The 14,880-nt window shown below is 68.5% G+C and carries 15 protein-coding genes; 9 read left to right on the top strand and 6 right to left on the bottom strand.

The features are described 5' to 3' along the window. Window positions 1-254: 254 nt before the first annotated feature. Genes WS87_RS24790 through WS87_RS24775 form a run of 4 tightly spaced genes read right to left on the bottom strand, consistent with a single transcriptional unit; the run spans window position 255 to window position 5,178 of the window. The gene (locus WS87_RS24790) at window positions 255-1,802 is read right to left on the bottom strand and encodes a TolC family protein (protein ID WP_059819346.1); all 1,548 of its coding nucleotides are present in this window, start codon (window positions 1,800-1,802) and stop codon (window positions 255-257) included. Beyond that, window positions 1,789-3,858 carry an FUSC family protein gene (locus tag WS87_RS24785; protein ID WP_059819345.1) on the bottom strand — a complete coding sequence of 690 codons (2,070 nt, stop codon included), beginning with the start codon at window positions 3,856-3,858 and terminating at the stop codon, window positions 1,789-1,791. Before WS87_RS24785 ends, WS87_RS24790 begins: the two co-directional genes overlap by 14 nt. Then, window positions 3,839-4,888 carry a multidrug transporter subunit MdtN gene (mdtN, locus tag WS87_RS24780; RefSeq protein ID WP_059819344.1) on the bottom strand — a complete coding sequence of 350 codons (1,050 nt, stop codon included), beginning with the start codon at window positions 4,886-4,888 and terminating at the stop codon, window positions 3,839-3,841. The genes WS87_RS24785 and mdtN overlap by 20 nt, the downstream gene beginning before the upstream one ends. Next, the gene (locus WS87_RS24775; RefSeq protein ID WP_059819343.1) at window positions 4,885-5,178 is read right to left on the bottom strand and encodes a hypothetical protein; all 294 of its coding nucleotides are present in this window, start codon (window positions 5,176-5,178) and stop codon (window positions 4,885-4,887) included. Before WS87_RS24775 ends, mdtN begins: the two co-directional genes overlap by 4 nt. 502 nt (window positions 5,179-5,680) lie before the next feature. Between WS87_RS24775 and WS87_RS24770 the strand changes: the two genes are divergently transcribed. Beyond that, window positions 5,681-6,829, top strand: coding sequence for a metallophosphoesterase (locus tag WS87_RS24770; protein WP_059819342.1), 1,149 nt, complete (start codon window positions 5,681-5,683; stop codon window positions 6,827-6,829). Between the two features lie 6 nt (window positions 6,830-6,835). Here the strand turns inward: WS87_RS24770 and WS87_RS24765 are convergent, their stop codons facing one another. Next, the gene (locus WS87_RS24765; protein WP_059526477.1) at window positions 6,836-7,420 is read right to left on the bottom strand and encodes a malonic semialdehyde reductase; all 585 of its coding nucleotides are present in this window, start codon (window positions 7,418-7,420) and stop codon (window positions 6,836-6,838) included. Between the two features lie 252 nt (window positions 7,421-7,672). Between WS87_RS24765 and WS87_RS24755 the strand changes: the two genes are divergently transcribed. The 3 genes from WS87_RS24755 to WS87_RS24745 all read left to right on the top strand — a co-directional run bounded on the left by WS87_RS24755 (window position 7,673) and on the right by WS87_RS24745 (window position 10,145). After that, entirely contained in the window at window positions 7,673-8,278 is a 606-nt protein-coding gene (locus tag WS87_RS24755) for an alpha-ketoglutarate-dependent dioxygenase AlkB family protein (RefSeq protein WP_059819340.1), read from the top strand. A gap of 317 nt (window positions 8,279-8,595) precedes the next feature. Continuing rightward, a complete protein-coding gene (locus WS87_RS24750) occupies window positions 8,596-8,802 on the top strand; it encodes a hypothetical protein (protein ID WP_044843168.1) in 207 nt (68 codons plus the stop codon). Between the two features lie 398 nt (window positions 8,803-9,200). Beyond that, complete coding sequence (locus tag WS87_RS24745; RefSeq protein WP_059526468.1) at window positions 9,201-10,145, top strand: IclR family transcriptional regulator; 945 nt, start codon at window positions 9,201-9,203, stop codon at window positions 10,143-10,145. 112 nt (window positions 10,146-10,257) lie between these two features. Here the strand turns inward: WS87_RS24745 and WS87_RS24740 are convergent, their stop codons facing one another. Further along, the gene (locus WS87_RS24740; protein WP_059819339.1) at window positions 10,258-11,337 is read right to left on the bottom strand and encodes a porin; all 1,080 of its coding nucleotides are present in this window, start codon (window positions 11,335-11,337) and stop codon (window positions 10,258-10,260) included. A gap of 449 nt (window positions 11,338-11,786) precedes the next feature. On the opposite strand from WS87_RS24740, the gene WS87_RS24735 reads away from it, so the two are divergent. Genes WS87_RS24735 through WS87_RS24715 form a run of 5 tightly spaced genes read left to right on the top strand, consistent with a single transcriptional unit; the run spans window position 11,787 to window position 14,867 of the window. Next, window positions 11,787-12,104 (top strand): non-heme iron oxygenase ferredoxin subunit, encoded by a 318-nt coding sequence (locus WS87_RS24735; RefSeq protein ID WP_006758060.1) that lies wholly within the window; start codon window positions 11,787-11,789, stop codon window positions 12,102-12,104. Between the two features lies 1 nt (window position 12,105). After that, a complete protein-coding gene (locus WS87_RS24730; protein ID WP_059526461.1) occupies window positions 12,106-12,417 on the top strand; it encodes a recombinase-like helix-turn-helix domain-containing protein in 312 nt (103 codons plus the stop codon). A gap of 54 nt (window positions 12,418-12,471) precedes the next feature. Further along, the gene (locus WS87_RS24725) at window positions 12,472-13,542 is read left to right on the top strand and encodes an aromatic ring-hydroxylating dioxygenase subunit alpha (protein WP_059819338.1); all 1,071 of its coding nucleotides are present in this window, start codon (window positions 12,472-12,474) and stop codon (window positions 13,540-13,542) included. Next, the gene (locus WS87_RS24720) at window positions 13,535-14,305 is read left to right on the top strand and encodes an SDR family oxidoreductase (RefSeq protein ID WP_059526455.1); all 771 of its coding nucleotides are present in this window, start codon (window positions 13,535-13,537) and stop codon (window positions 14,303-14,305) included. The genes WS87_RS24725 and WS87_RS24720 overlap by 8 nt, the downstream gene beginning before the upstream one ends. Before the next feature lie 34 nt (window positions 14,306-14,339). Continuing rightward, on the top strand, window positions 14,340-14,867 hold the full coding sequence (locus tag WS87_RS24715) for a cupin domain-containing protein (RefSeq protein WP_059526452.1): 528 nt from the start codon (window positions 14,340-14,342) through the stop codon (window positions 14,865-14,867). Window positions 14,868-14,880 lie beyond the last annotated feature (13 nt).

The raw sequence follows: 14,880 nt of genomic DNA, 5'->3' as shown, positions 1-14,880 counted from the left end.
ATCGCGCGGTACTGTACCGCGCGAATGCGTCATTCAGTGTGAAACGGGGGGCGTGCGGGCTCGCGGAACGCGAGCCGCGGCAGGAGAACTGCGTCGGACAGGCGTTCAGGCGGCAAGCGGCGCACGCAACGGAGTGCTGCAACTGTCCACGATGGTTCCTGAAGGAAGAATGGGCGGCATTCTAGTGGCCCGCCCGCGCAGGCGTCAACCCGTCCGGCGGCCGGCCGCGAACGGCCGGTGCGTCACGGCGACGGTCATTGCGACGCGCCGATCGTCCCCGTCGCGAGCGCGAGCGCGGCGGCAGCCGACAGCGCGCCGGCATAGCTGTCGACTTCCGCATTGCGGGCCGCGAGCAGCTGGCTTTGCGCGATCGTCGCATCGGTGACCGAGCCGACGCCGTTGCGGTACGCGGTCAGCGCCGCGTCGTAGCTCGTCTGCGCGGCATCGACGAGTGCCTTGGCCGCGTCGTGCGACGCGAGGCTCGTCTGCACCGCGTTCTGCGCGGCGACGACCTGGCGGACGGCTTCCTCCTTGGTCCGCGTGAGGCGTGCGGATGCGCTTTGCGCATCGTTGCGCGCCTGCATCAGCACCGCCGAGCGCAGGCCGCCGTCGTACAACGGTATCGTCACGCCGAGGAACACGCCGCCGCCGTAGCGGCTGCCGTTCAGGTTCACGGTCGGCGCCTGGTCGCCGATCGCGGGCAGCGCGGTGATCGCCGTGCCGCCGCTCGCATACGACGTCGAGGCCGACAGGAAAATTTTCGGCATGAACGCGGCTTGCGCGGCCTTGATCTTCGCGCGGTTGGCCTGCTCGAGCGCATACGCGCCCTGCAGGTCGGGGCGGCGCGCGATCGCGTCCGACACGATCGCGTCGACCGACGAAGCGAGCGCGGGCGGCAGCGGACGCTTGGGCAGCGCGGCGATCGACGGCTTCGACAGCGGCGAGATGCCGAGTGCGGAAACCAGCGCGAGGTAGCCGTCGCTTTCCGCGCCGTTCGCCTGCACGAGCGCGAGATTCGCCTGCGCGCGATTCTGCGTCGCCTGCGCGAGTTCGACGACGGTGCCGACGCCTTGCCTGAGCCGCGCGCGCGACGCCGCGAGGATCGCGTCGGCGTTCACCAGGCCCTGCTGCGCGCTGGCCGCGCGCGAGCGGGCGGCTTCGTAGCGGTAATAGGCGACGGTCACGTCGTGAATCACCTGCTGGTGCACGGCCGTGAACGCGACGTTCGACGCGACCGACGCCTGCTCGGCCGCCTCGACACGCGCCGCGCGGCCGCCGAAATCGAACAGCAGCCATTGCAGCGACAGCGCCGAGATCGTGCCGTGCACGGTCGTGTTGCTCGACGCGTCGCCGAGGAGCGTCGACGTCGAGCCGTGGCTCGTCTGGTACGCGCCCATCGCGGTCGCGGACAGGTTCGGCAGGTACGCGGCCTTCGCGATGCCGACCGCGAGTGCGGCGTTGCGCGCGTCGTTCCATGCGATGCGGGTCAGCGGGTTCGTCGATTCGGCGAGATCGATCAGCTCGGGCAGCGTGTACGGATGCGCGGTGTCGAGCGCGGCGGGCGGCGACACCGACGCGAGCGCGGGCGAGGCCGGCAGCGTGTAGTCGTGCGGCGCGCGTTGAGCGGAAGCGAGCGGCGGGGCCGGCACGATGTCGCCGGCGGCCGACGTTTGCGGCTGCCACGGGCGGTCGGGTGCCTCCGGCGCCAGGTCGACCGACGACGTGGCGCAACCGGTCAGCGCGATGGCGGTCGCGAGCACGGTGGCGGCGATCGGCGCGGCCGGCGGTTCAGGGACGCGCATGAGGGGCAGACTCCTTCGGGGGGGCTGGACGCGCGGCGTCGGCGATGTGCGCGAGCCGCGTGTCGATCAGGTTGAGCAGCGCGTCGCGTGCAGGATCAGTGGAGGTGGCGGCCGGCGCGATTGCTGCGCCTGCCGTCGACGACGGTGGCGCCGAAGCGGCGTCGGCAATCGGGTCGCCGTCGCGCAGTTCGACCACGCGCGCGAGCCGCGCGCCGATCGCCGCATCGCCTGGCGTGCGTTCGGCGAGCAGGAACAGCGGGCCTTCGAGCGCGCCGAGTTCCGCAAGTGCGCGTCGCCGGGTCGCGAGCCACGCGGCGGCGGGGCGCACCCACGACGGTTCGTAATGGATCAGCCCGAGTTCCTGCGCGATCGCGCCGTGGCGCGCGAAGGCTTCAGCGGCGAGCGTGCGGCGTTCGGCCGGCTGCACGACCTGCGCGATACGGCGCCACTGGTCGAGCAGCGCCGCGAACGCGACGTCGATCTGCTTGCCGATGCTGACGGGCCAGATGCGTGTGAACACGAGATACACGACGACGTTGCCGAGCAGGATGCCGATCGTGCGATCGCGCGCGAGCGTGAGGTCGAAGCCGGGGCCTGCGCCCTGGATCACGCACAGGAAGAACGCGAACGCGACCTGGAAGCCTGCGTACGCGATGCGCGGCGAACCGAAGGCGACCCACGCGGACAGCCACGCGCCGACGAACACGAGGGCCATCAGCTCGCCGATCGACGACAGCGCCGGCACGACGAACACGAGCGCCGCGGTCCCGATCAGCGCGCCGACGATGCAGCCGGCGATCCGCAGCGTGAGTTTCTCGACCGTTTCGGCCGTCGAGCCGAGCGACACCATGTAGCAGGTGATGAAGCACGTGTGGATGCCCGACCAGTCGAGCTGCGAATACAGCAGGTAGCAGAACATCGCCGCGACGGTCGTCTTCAGTGCGTAGCGGATGTGGTCGGGGTTGGTGCGGGCGTCCGGCAGGAAGAAGCCGCCGCGCGGCGCGGGCGGTGCGGCGGGTGCGTTCGTCGGCGAAGCGGATGCGTCGGTCGGTGCCGCGGCCGGTGTAGCCGGTGTGGCCGGTGCGGTCGGCTCGGCGAAATGCGTGACGGCCGCGTGCAGGTCGGTTGCGACGACGCGCGCGAGCGGCTGCAGCGTATCGGCCGGCGGCAGTGCGAGCGTCACGTCGACCGGATAGCCGCCCTGATCGAGGATGCCGGCCATTTCGTCGAGCGTCGCCGCGGCCGGTTCCGCGAATGCGGTGGGCAGCCGCGCGTCCGGTTCCCGGTCGGCGAGCGCGACCGCGACGAGCAGTGCGGTGCTCGATGCGATGGCCTGTCGTAGCGCCGGTGCATCCGCGGCTCGCGTCGAGCCTTCGAGCGTCGACAGCTTGAGCCACGTGAGCAATTGCTTGTCGCCTTCGCGCAGGCTCGCGTCAAAGGCCGTGCGTGCGTCCTCGTCGCTGCGCAGCCGCCGCGCGGCGAGCCGCAGCCGTTTCGCGAGCTGCGCGAGCGCGAGCTTGCGCGGCGACGGCGCGATCAGCAGGTTGACGACGATCGCGACGCCGACCGGAATCGCGACCATCAGCCATGCGTAGAGCAGCGCGCGCGTCGCGGCTTCGCCGACCGGCGCGAGGCCGAGCTCGTCGAGCCCGAAGCCGACGATCATCGCGAGGATCGCGCCGACCGGGCGCAGCTTGCTCGCCGACGTGAGATACAGCAGCCCGACCGACAGCACGGCCATGCACGCGACGCGCAGCACCGAATACTCGATGCTGAAGATCGCGACGCCGATCACGAGCGCGATCACGACCGTGACGAGCAGCAGCATCGCGACCGCGAGCACGACGCTCGTCACGCGGTCGGCGCGATTCAGGAAGAACACGACGTAGGCGGAGATCGCGGCTTCCGGCGTGCCGTAGCCGCTCGTCACGAGCACGACGAGCGCGCAGATCAGCGCGACCCGCACGGCCATCGCGGCGCGCCCCGGAAACGGCGCGAGCAGTCGCAGGACTTCGCGCGGGCCGGGCGAGCGGACTTCAGCGGCAGGCCGAGCCATGCCGGACCTCGACGATCGCGCTCGCGCCGACACGCACGAGCTTGCCGTCGGGTTCGTCGAGCTTCACGCGCACCGGGAAGCGCTGCGCGACGTGCACCCAGTTCACCGAGCGCTGCACGATCGGCAGCGTGCGCGGCAGGTTGATGCGATCGCTGTCCGCGATGCCGGCGCCGATGCCGACGACCTTGCCCGTCAGCGGGCGGCTGCGGTCGATCATCGAATAGACCGTCGCGCAGTCGCCGACCGCGATGCGGTTCAACGACGTTTCGCGGAAATTGCCGACGGCGAACCATTCGCTCGCATCGATCAGCGTGAAGATCGACTGGTTCGGCGCGAGGGTTTCGCCGGCGAGCACGGTCAGGCCCGTCACGAGCCCGTCGTGCGGCGCGCGCACGACCGTATCGTCGAGCGCGTGCTGCGCGCGGGCGAGCGCGGCTTCGCGCGCATGGAGCGTGGCGATCGCGTCGGCGTCGTCGCCGATCGTCTGCGCGGACGAGCGCTGCAGTTCCTGCGCCTGCGCGAGCGACACGGCCGCGTCGCGCTGCCGGACCTTCGCCTGGTCGAACTGCTGCGCGCTGACGTAGCCCTGCGCGGCGAGCGGCGCGAGCCGGTTCACGTCGCGCGTCGCGAGATCGTGATTCTGCGTCGCGCGCTTGACCTGCTCGGCGGCCACGGCCGCGTTCGAGCGCTCGCCGATCAGCGACCGGCGGCGCGTGTCGAGCGACGCGCGCGCGAGCTCGAGATCGGCCTGCGCCTGCGCGACCGTCAGCCGGTACGGCACCGGATCGATTGCGTACAGCAGGTCGCCTTTCGCGACGCGCTGGTTTTCGTGTACCGCGAGCTGCACGATGCGGCCGCCGACGGGCGACGCGACGTGCACGACGTCCGCGTCGATCGACGCGTCGTCGGTGGACGGGTAGGCCGTCGTGCGGTGGTACGCGTACGCGAGCGCCGCGATGCCGAGCGCGACGATCGCCAGTGCGATCACGCGGCCTTTCGTGGACGGGTGGGCGATGCCGGCGGCCTTCATGCGAACGGCCCCGTGCCGGCGAGCCACACGATCACGGCGACCACGAGCCCGATCGCGGTGCAGACGGCGAGCTGGTAGGGCACCGTGGCGGCCCAGCCGGTCGCGACGAACACGCGGTGCGCGACGATCGCGCCGACGATGCCGACGATCGCGCTGACGAGCCAGAGCGGGAAATACGCGCCGAACAGGACGTACGACGGTGCGCCGCGCGACGTGCAGCCCGCGAGCGGCAGGGCTGGCACCAGGACGGCGGCGACGCGCAGGGGCGCGCGCGGCGTTGTTTTTCTCATGGTGTGACGAGCTCGACGTTGGGGGTGAATGCCGGGCGCGGCGCAATGCGGTGCGTCGCCGCGACGGCGATTCCGCGATACGGAGCCGATCATAAATCAGCGCGATGTGGACCGCCAGCGATGCCCGATGTGCCTGTCGCGCGCACGGGGCTGCCCGGTGGGTGCTTCGCTGCGATCGATGGCGGTTCGCGATTCTGCCAGCGCATGCCCTGGCAGGGTTGCTGACGAACTGTAAAGGATCGTCAGACGAAACCGGGCCGATGCCGTTTGTCTGCCGATGAAGCGGGAATCGGCGAGCCGAATGCGGCATTGACGCGCAGTCGCGGATGAATCCGCGTTCGGGCCGCGCCGTGCGTCCGCCGCGGCCGTGACCGGTCGTGCCGGCCGGTATCTGTGTACCATCGTGCGAAGAGCGCGACGCGTGACGTGTGACGAGGCCTGACGGCACGGTCCCGTCCGATGCGCGGCGCGGAAGCGGTACCGCAACGAGGAAGAGTGTTCCATGCGAAGTTTCTTTGTCCGGTTCATTGCGATCGGCGTGCTGTTCCACTTGTACGTCGGGCTGCGGATCATTCCCGACGCCTTCGCGTCGCCGCTCGCGCGCACGATCGCGGCGTTGGTGCTGGCGAGCTTCGTCGTGCTGATTCCGGTCGGCATGTTCTCGCGCCGCTTCGACGAAGGCTGGGCGGCGACGCTGGCCGGCTGGGCCGGTTCGATCGCGATGGGCTTCTTTTCGTCGCTGCTGGTGCTGACGTTCCTTCGCGAGCCGGTGCTGCTCGGCGTCGTCGCATGGCGGCATCTGGGACATGACGGCGCCTGGGGCGGCGCGGCGTCCGACACGGCGCTCGGCGTGCTGGCGGGCGCGGTGCTGATCAGCGCGATCGGATTCGTCGGCGCGCGCCGCACGGCCGCGGTCAAGCGCGTGTCGATTCCGGTCGACGGGCTGCCGGCCGCGCTCGACGGCCTGACGATCGTGCAACTGTCGGACATTCACGTCGGGCCGACGATCAAGCGGCCCTATATCGAGCGGATCGTGCGCGCGGTCAATGCGCTCGAGGCCGATCTCGTCGTCGTGACGGGCGACGTGGTCGACGGCTCGGTCAAGCGGCTGCGCGAGCACACGGCGCCGCTCGGCCGCATGCAGTCGCGGCACGGCAGCTTCCTCGTGACGGGCAACCACGAGTATTACGCCGGCGCGCACGCATGGATCGACGAGTTCCGGCGGATCGGTTTGACGGTGCTGCTCAACGAGCACGTGCTGATCGAGCACGACGGTGCGCGCGCGGTGCTCGCGGGCGTCACCGATTTCACGGCGGGCGGGTTCGATCCCGAACATCGCAGCGACCCCGAGCAGGCGCTCGCGGGCGCGCCGCACGACGTCGCCACGAAGATCCTGCTCGCGCACCAGCCGCGCAGCGCGGAAGCGGCGAGCCGCGCCGGGTTCACCGTGCAACTGTCCGGCCATACGCACGGCGGCCAGTTCCTGCCGTGGCCGCCGTTCGTGCGCCTGCAGCAGCCGGTGATCGGCGGGCTGAACCGGTTCGGCGCGATGTGGCTGTACACCAGCCGCGGCACCGGCTACTGGGGGCCGCCGAACCGTTTCGGCGTGCCGTCCGAAATCACGCTGATCCGGTTGGCGCGCGGCCGCTAGCGCGCGTCAGACGATGCGCGCGATATCGTCGAAATCGAAGCGCGGGCTGCGCGGGAACAGGCCCGCCGGGTCGCCGTAGCCGAGGTTCACGAGGAAGTTGGTGCGGATCGCGGTGCCGGCGAAGAATTCGGCATCGACCTTGGCGGCATCGAAGCCCGACATCGGGCCCGCGTCGAGGCCGAGCGCGCGCGCGGCGAGGATCAGATACGCGCCCTGCAGCGACGCGTTGCGGAACGCCGTGGCTTCGATCAGCGCGTCGTTGCCGGCGAACCAGCTGCGCGCGTCGGCGTGCGGGAACAGGCGCGGCAGGTGCTCGTGGAACGCGAAGTCCATGCCGACGATCACGGTGACGGGCGCGGCCATCGTCTTCGCGAGATTGCCTTCGGACAGCGCCGGTTTCAGGCGCGCCTTCGCTTCGGCCGACTTGACGAACACGAAGCGCGCGGGGCTCGAGTTCGCCGACGTCGGGCCGAATTTCGTCAGGTCGATCAGCCGGTGCAGCAGCGCATCGTCGACGGGTTTGTCCTGCCATGCGTTGTGGGTGCGCGCGGTGCGGAACAACTGGTCGAGGGCGGAATCGGAGAGCGTCATGGCGGGTCCTGGAAGAAATCGGCCGGGTCGCGCCGGCCGGCATTGCGGAAGAACGCAGCGTCGTGGATAAGGACGCGCTGCGACACGGCGCGATGATAGCGTGGCACGCGAAAACGCACCGGCTTCGCGATCGGCGATGCGAGCGCCCGGGCGTGTGACGCGCCGGAATGACAGCGCATGGCGGCGCGCGTCGCCGTTGGCTACCATGCAGGCATGGTTCGCCCGCATCGTTCACTCCTGCCTGATTCCGACATGTCGACGCCCGATTTTTTCGCCGATACGCCCGCGCCCGACGTGGACTGGTACCCGGACTGGCTCGCGCCGGCCGAGGCCGATCGCGTGCTGGCCGCGCTGATCGACGAGGTCGCGTGGCGGCAGGACACGATCCGCACGCCACGCGGACGCATTCCGCTGCCGCGGCTCACCGCGTGGCAGGGCGAGCCCGACGCCGTCTACGTGTATTCGGGAATCCGCAACGTGCCCGCGCCGTGGACGCCGGCCGTGCTCGACCTGAAGCGTGCCGTCGAGGCGACCTGCGGCGCGCGTTTCAACAGCGTGCTGCTCAATCGTTATCGCAACGGGCAGGACAGTCTCGGCTGGCATGCGGACAACGAGCCGGAGCTCGGCGACGCGCCGGTGATCGCGTCGGTGAGCCTTGGCGCGATGCGCGTGTTCGACCTGCGTCATCGTGCGACCGGCGTCGTGCATGCGTACCGGCTGACGCATGGCAGCCTGCTGGTGATGCGCGGCCGCACGCAGGCCGAATGGCAGCATCGCGTGCCGAAGGCGCCGGCCGTGCAGGGCGAGCGGGTCAATCTGACGTTCCGGCGGGTGGTGACGGCCGAGGCGGGCCCGTAAGCGCGCCGATCGAAGGGTTCACTAGCCGGGGTCGCGACCCGTTTTTAAACCGATCCGATTGATCTGCCGTCCATGCGGCACGTTGCCGCACACGTGGCGTACGCGCGGCGGAAATAGGCCCGTGAGGCCCGTGCCATAAGGATTTCAGGTGGATTTCATCGACCGCCGGGTTCTGATAGGCAGGTGTAAGCCCTGATGGTGCGTCGCAACATTCCTTGACTAGACTGTCGAATGGCTGAAACGCGCCGCGAACCGGCGCATCTTTTCGACATGCCCGACGCGTGGCCGATGCGACGCGCAGGGCAGGAGCACAACCCTTGACCGTACTGGACTCATCCCTCGAACCCTCGCTGCATGTCTTCGAACAAGACGGCGGATGGCAATGGGCGCTGACGGTGAAGCGGGCATCCGGCGTCGGTGTGAAAGTCGTCGCATTCAGCACGGACGGCTTCCGCGGCGAAGCCGACGCCTATGCCGCCGGCCAGCTCGCGCGCGCCGAGTATGACGCAGCAGTGACGGCCTGAACGCCGTCGCGCCGATCCCGTTCGCGGATCGGCGCGGTCGTGCATTGCCGGTCGCTTTTCCTCCTTCTTTCCGGTTTCCCCCCCGTTTCCCTCGCTTCGCCCTCGCGCATCGCGTGACGCGTGGCGTGCCTGCGTGGCGCCCGTCGCGCAAGCCGCCGCCACGTTCGCCGGTCGCGGATGCACCCGGCGACGTTCCGGTGGGCAGTCCTGTCTATCGCTGTTATTCTTTCGATCGCATCAGGCTATATGCCGCCCCGGCGGTTCGGTCGGGCGCATCGGGCCGTCGGCCGCGTGAGCCGGATCGTGTTGATCCGGTCCGGTCGAAAATCCATAATCAAGCATTGCGGGTCTTTCGTGAACGCTTCCATTCCGTCCATGTGCAGAGGGTCAATCCAACGATGAGCGGCGCATCGAAACCGCCGGCGAAGCCGGCAAGCGCGCCGCGCGCGACAGCGGGCGACGACGTCGACCACGACGCGCCGAAGCAGGGCGCGGGCGACGACGAATCGTCGGGCGGCGCGTCGTCGTATCTGGTCCCGGGCCTCGAACGCGGGCTGCGGATCCTCGCCGAATTCTCCGCGCGCGAGCCGGTGCTCGGCGCGCCCGAGCTGTCGAAGCGCATCGGCATCCCGCGCACGACCACCTTCCGCCTGCTGCAGACGCTCGAGGCGCTCGGCTTTCTCGAGCGCGTGAACGGCGACCGCTATTTCCGGCTCGGAGTCGGCGTGCTGCGGCTCGGCTTCGAATACCTGAATTCGCTGGAACTGACCGATCTCGGCACGCCCGTGCTCGAACGGCTGCGCGACGCGACGGGCCTGTCCACGCACCTGCTGATCCGCGACCAGCGCGATGTCGTGTTCGTCGCGAAGGCGCAGAGCAACACGTCGATGTTCGGTTCGGTGAAGGTGCACGTCGGCACGCGGCTGCCCGCGCACGCGACCGTGCACGGCCATGTGCTGATGGGCGACCTCACGCGCGACGCGTTGCGCCAGCTGTATCCGGAAAAACGGCTCGAACAGTTCACCGAGCGCACGCCTGGCACGGTCGACGAGCTGTACGAGCGCGTGCGTCACTACGCGCGGCTCGGCTATGCGGTCAGCGAGGCCGCGTTCGAGAGCGGCATCTCGGCCGTGACCGCGCCCGTGCGCGACCATTCGGGCGCGATCGTCGCGGCGATCACCGCGACGGTGCCGCGCTCGGAGATCGGCGAGGCGGGCGAGAAGGAGCGGCTCGTCGAAGCGGTGTGCGGTGCGGCGGTCGACCTGTCGCAGCGCCTGAACTACCGGCCGCTCGAAAGCGACCCGACGTTCGCGCATGCGCGCCACCGGGTCGCGATGTTCTGATCCGTCGCACGGGCCGCGTCGTGCGGCTTTATCGATCCATCGCCAATGAAAAAGAGCAGCCCGCGGGCTGCTCTTTTCGTTTCCGGCCTCGGGCGCGTGCGCCCGTCGCCGCTCAGAACGAATGGTGGATGCCGGTCAGCACGATCACCTGGTTCGCGGTGCTCGACGCGCCGGCCGTGAAGAACGCGGCCTTCGCGCCGCCCGAACCGTGCTCGTACAGCACGTTCGCATACAACTGCGTGCGCTTGGACAGCGAATAGATATCGCCGAGCTCGACCTGCGTCCAGCGGCGGCCGGCCAGCGTCGTGGTCGCCGCGCCGCCCGCGATCGTGTTGAACGCGCTGCTGCGGTAGTTCACACCTGCGTCGTAGCTCTGGAACGTGTCGGAAAACCCGTTCGACTGCATCTTCGTGCGCGTGTAGAGGCCGTGCACGAGGAAGTCGCCGAACTGGTAGGACGCGCCCGCGCCGATGTTCTCGACCTTGTTCGCGAGGTAGCCGTTCGCGGTGTTCTGCCCCTGGAACGACGTGATGCCCGTCTGGCCGATCAGGATCGCGCGGTCGTGCTCGTTCGAATACACGGCCGACGCCTTGAACGGCCCGTTCGCATAGTTCAGTGCGACACCGACCGACTTGCCGGTCGAGAAGTTCGTCGTGTTGCCGAGCGCCATCGCCGCTGCGGCCGAGAAGCCGGCGAAGCTCGGCGAACGGTACTTGACCGCGTTGTTGTACGGCACGTTGCCGGTCGCGGCGAGCCCGTCGATGTTGCCCGGGTGGAACGCATACCAGCTCATCGCGAGATACGCGGTGCTGAGCGGATCGAGGTAGTCGAACGACAGCGGCGTCTGCCGGCCGAGCGTCAGCGTGCCGTAGCGGTCGGAGCTGAGGCCGACGAACGCCGCGCGGTTCCAGATTGTGTTCGCGGTCGCGAACTGGCCGTTGTTCGTATAGAAGCCGTTTTCCAGCTGGAAGATCGCCGACAGGCCGCCGCCGAGGTCTTCCTTGCCTTTCAGGCCCCACCGGTCGGGCTGCGTGTTGCCCTGGATCATTGCCCACTTCGCATGGCCGCCGACGTTGTTCACATAGGCGACGCCGGCATCCATGCTGCCGTACAGCACAACGCTGCTCTGTGCCCAGGCGCCCGAGACCGCGCCCATTCCGATGATTGCTGCTGCTACCGCATGCTTGACCATTTGATCTCCTGACTCTCCAAACCTGATGAGAAACGTGCCGTGGCGGCGGGCACGAGGACGGCCGGCCGTCGCGCGCTTTCTTCACCACCGGCGGGCATTTTTGTGTTCCATATAAGGAACAATGTGCCTCTGATGGAATGGAGTATAGAGGTGTCACGCAAAGTATCAAAAATAAATTTATCGGGCCGGATGGGCTTGAAGACGATCCGCAACAGCAGGTCGGGAATCCTGGAAATCGAGCTTAAATCCCCGCAATAAAACAAAAAATCACAATTGGCGCGGGTGGCGGTGCCGACCGTCGACCGGGCGGTCGGTGTTTTCCCTAGGACGTGCAGCTTTTTGTTTTACTCGTGGAAAGTCGCTCCTATAATCACCATCCATAAACTGCTGTTCCGGATATGGAACAAATCCGGAGCGAACCGAGAGTCGATCAGAAGGAAGGGTGTGAGATGTCTGAACAATGGGTTTGTGCCGGGCACGCCGGCGCGCTGTCGGAAGACACGCCGATCGAGTTCAAGCGGACCGACGGCGTCGAAATCGGGATCTACCGCGTCGGCGACGAGGTGTATGCGCTCGAGAACGTGTGCCCGCATGCATACGCGCTGCTGACGCAGGGGTTCGTCGACGAAGGCACGGTCGAATGTCCGCTGCACGAGGCCGTGTTCGACATCAAGACGGGCGAATGCCTGAAGGGCCCGGGCGGGCGCGCGCTGAAGCAGTACGCGGTGCGGCTGGCCGGCGAGGAAATCCAGATCAAGGTGGAATGACATGAAAGAAGCGACCGTCAACTTCAATCCCTTCCTGAAGCCGTGGGTGGCGCCGCAGCCGAACAACGTCGCCGGCAAAGGGCAGATCGAGATCCCGGGCCAGGTCGAGAACCGCGTCTGGCAGAACCGCAAGGCCGAACCGACCCAATATGAAAACGACCTCGGCGATGCGCTCGAACGCGTGTTCGAGAGCGGCGCGACCGAGCTGGACGATGTCGTCGCGGGCCTGAACCGCATCGGCTTCCGCGCGCCGGACGGCACGGCGTGGACGCCTGAGCGCTTCCGCGCCGAAATGGCCTCGCTGGCGGAATGAGCGCGCGCGCCGCGTGACCGCCGACCCGACGACAACCGCATCCGGAGCACACTGATGACGTCCCCCGCACAACACGAAACACAACACGACCCGGTCCGCGACTATCTCGATCGCGGCATCAAGAACTACTGGTATCCCGTCGCCCCGAGCTGGCAGGTGTCGAACGCGCCCGTCGGCCTCACGCGCCTGTCCGAGCAGATCGTGCTGTGGCGCGATCACGAGGGCAAGGTTCACGCGCTGGAAGATCGCTGCCCGCATCGCGGCGCGCGCCTGTCGCTGGGCTGGAACCTCGGCGGCAACATCGCCTGCTGGTATCACGGCATCGAAGTCGACGGCGGCGGCACCGTCAATCGCGTGCCGGCGGTCGCGAACTGTCCGCTCGAAGGCATGAAGTGCGTGAAGTCGTATCCGGTCGAGGAGAAGGCCGGGGCGATCTTCCTGTGGTTCGGCGACGAGGCGCATGGCGAGCCGGCGCCGCTGAACCTGCCGGAAGAACTGGTCGCCGACGAATACGGCCACTTCCTGTGCGTGTCGAACTGGAAGTGCAATTACCAGTACGCGATCGACAACGTGATGGACCCGATGCACGGTGCGTATCTCCACGCGACGTCGCACTCGATGGCCGAAGGCGACAAGCAGGCCGACATGCGCGTGCGCAAGACGGAAACGGGCCTGATGTTCGAGAAGATCGGCCAGCGCGACGTGAACTTCGACTGGGTCGAGCTCGGCGAAACGGGCTGCCTGTGGATGCGTCTCGCGATTCCGTACAAGCAGAAGTTCGGCCCGGGCGGCAACTTCGGGATCATCGGTTTCGCGACGCCGGTCGACGGCGACAACTGCCAGGTCTACTTCTGGCGCACCCGCAAGGTCAGCGGCTGGCAGCGCGACGTGTGGCGCTTCATGTATCGCAACCGCCTCGAGGGCCTGCACTGGGACGTGCTCGAGCAGGACCGCTACGTCCTCGAAAGCCTCGCGCCGCACGCGCGCGATCACGAATACCTGTATCAGCACGACGTCGGCATCACGCGCGTGCGCCGGATGCTGCGCCAGCGCGCGCAGGAGCACCTGTCCGCGCTCGACGCGCACCGTGCGGCGCAGGCCGCGGCGGAGCCCGCGAATGGCTGAGTTCGCACCGGTGGTGTCGCTGCCGGGGCGCCGCGTGCTCGTCACGGGCGGCGCGCGCGGTCTGGGCGCGGCATTCGTGAAGGCGCTGGTCGCCGCGGGCGCGCGGGTCGCGTTCGGCGACGTGCTCGTCGAAGAGGGCCGTGCGCTGGCCGCGCAACTTACGCAAGCCGGCCACACCGCGCATTTCTTCGCGCTCGACCTGGCCGATCCGGCGAGCGTCGACGCATTCGTCGCGCAGGGCGCGGCGGCGCTCGGCGGCGTCGATGCGCTGATCAACAACGCGGCGATCACGAACTCGGGCGGCAAGCTGTCGACGGAACTCGACGTGTCGACCTGGGATGCCGTGATGAACGTGAACGTGCGCGGCGTGTGGCTCGTCAGCAATGCGGCGCTGCCGCACCTCGCGCAGTCGGGGCGCGGCGCGATCGTGAACCTCGCATCGGACACCGCGCTCTGGGGCGCGCCGAAGCTGCTCGCGTACGTCGCCAGCAAGGGCGCCGTGATCGCGATGACGCATGCGCAGGCACGCGAGTTCGGCGCGCACGGCGTGACGGTCAACGCGATCGCGCCGGGGCTCACCGAAGTCGAGGCGACGGCCTACGTGCCGGCCGAACGGCACGCGTTCTACATGCAGGGCCGCGCGCTGACGCGCGCGCAGGTGCCCGACGACGTGACGGGCCCCGTGCTGTTCCTGCTGTCGGACGGCGCGCGCTTCGTGACGGGTCAACTGCTGCCGGTGAACGGCGGCTTCGTAATGAATTGAATTGAAGTTTTCACTCTGAATGAAGGAGAGGACGATGGCGGACGCAGATCTCGAACGCAAGTCGTGGGACCAGCCGGACGGCGCAAGCTTCGGCGACTGGATGGAAGGGCGTGTCGCGCGCTACGCGACGCGGCGCTACGACTGGGACGCGCTGAAGTTCCAGGCCGACTACGACCCGAAGTATCGCCGTGCGCAGATGCGCTACGTCGGCACGGGCGGCACGGGCGTCGCGAAGGACGTCAACACGGTGCCGGCCGGCAACTTCACGTTTTCGACGATGGTCATTCCGGCCGGCAACATCGGCCCGAGCCACATCCACATCGACGTCGAGGAAATCTTCTTCGTGCTGCGCGGCAAGATGAAGGTGATCTGCGAGCGCGACGGCGAGACCTGGGAAGCGATCCTCGGCGAGCGCGACCTGATCTCGGTGCCGCCGGGCGTGTATCGCACGGAAATCAACATCGGCGAGGAAGACGCGCTGATGTGCGTGATGCTCGGTTCGCCGAAGCCCATCACGCCGACGTATCCGCCGGATTCGCCGCTCGCGAAGATCAAGCGCTGAGACGGGGCGGAGC

This window comes from Burkholderia sp. MSMB0856 (genome assembly GCF_001524645.2).
Taxonomy (GTDB): domain Bacteria; phylum Pseudomonadota; class Gammaproteobacteria; order Burkholderiales; family Burkholderiaceae; genus Burkholderia; species Burkholderia diffusa.
This window is presented reverse-complemented; position numbering and strand designations above follow the sequence as displayed.

Excerpts from the sequence above, each read along its gene's own strand:
- WS87_RS24790 (WP_059819346.1), bottom strand. The coding sequence starts at position 1,802 with ATGCGCGTCCCTGAACCGCCGGCCGCGCCGATCGCCGCCACCGTGCTC.
- WS87_RS24785 (WP_059819345.1), bottom strand. The coding sequence starts at position 3,858 with ATGGCTCGGCCTGCCGCTGAAGTCCGCTCGCCCGGCCCGCGCGAAGTC.
- mdtN (WP_059819344.1), bottom strand. The coding sequence starts at position 4,888 with ATGAAGGCCGCCGGCATCGCCCACCCGTCCACGAAAGGCCGCGTGATC.
- WS87_RS24775 (WP_059819343.1), bottom strand. The coding sequence starts at position 5,178 with ATGAGAAAAACAACGCCGCGCGCGCCCCTGCGCGTCGCCGCCGTCCTG.
- WS87_RS24770 (WP_059819342.1), top strand. The coding sequence starts at position 5,681 with ATGCGAAGTTTCTTTGTCCGGTTCATTGCGATCGGCGTGCTGTTCCAC.
- WS87_RS24765 (WP_059526477.1), bottom strand. The coding sequence starts at position 7,420 with ATGACGCTCTCCGATTCCGCCCTCGACCAGTTGTTCCGCACCGCGCGC.
- WS87_RS24755 (WP_059819340.1), top strand. The coding sequence starts at position 7,673 with ATGTCGACGCCCGATTTTTTCGCCGATACGCCCGCGCCCGACGTGGAC.
- WS87_RS24745 (WP_059526468.1), top strand. The coding sequence starts at position 9,201 with ATGAGCGGCGCATCGAAACCGCCGGCGAAGCCGGCAAGCGCGCCGCGC.
- WS87_RS24740 (WP_059819339.1), bottom strand. The coding sequence starts at position 11,337 with ATGGTCAAGCATGCGGTAGCAGCAGCAATCATCGGAATGGGCGCGGTC.
- WS87_RS24735 (WP_006758060.1), top strand. The coding sequence starts at position 11,787 with ATGTCTGAACAATGGGTTTGTGCCGGGCACGCCGGCGCGCTGTCGGAA.
- WS87_RS24730 (WP_059526461.1), top strand. The coding sequence starts at position 12,106 with ATGAAAGAAGCGACCGTCAACTTCAATCCCTTCCTGAAGCCGTGGGTG.
- WS87_RS24725 (WP_059819338.1), top strand. The coding sequence starts at position 12,472 with ATGACGTCCCCCGCACAACACGAAACACAACACGACCCGGTCCGCGAC.
- WS87_RS24720 (WP_059526455.1), top strand. The coding sequence starts at position 13,535 with ATGGCTGAGTTCGCACCGGTGGTGTCGCTGCCGGGGCGCCGCGTGCTC.
- WS87_RS24715 (WP_059526452.1), top strand. The coding sequence starts at position 14,340 with ATGGCGGACGCAGATCTCGAACGCAAGTCGTGGGACCAGCCGGACGGC.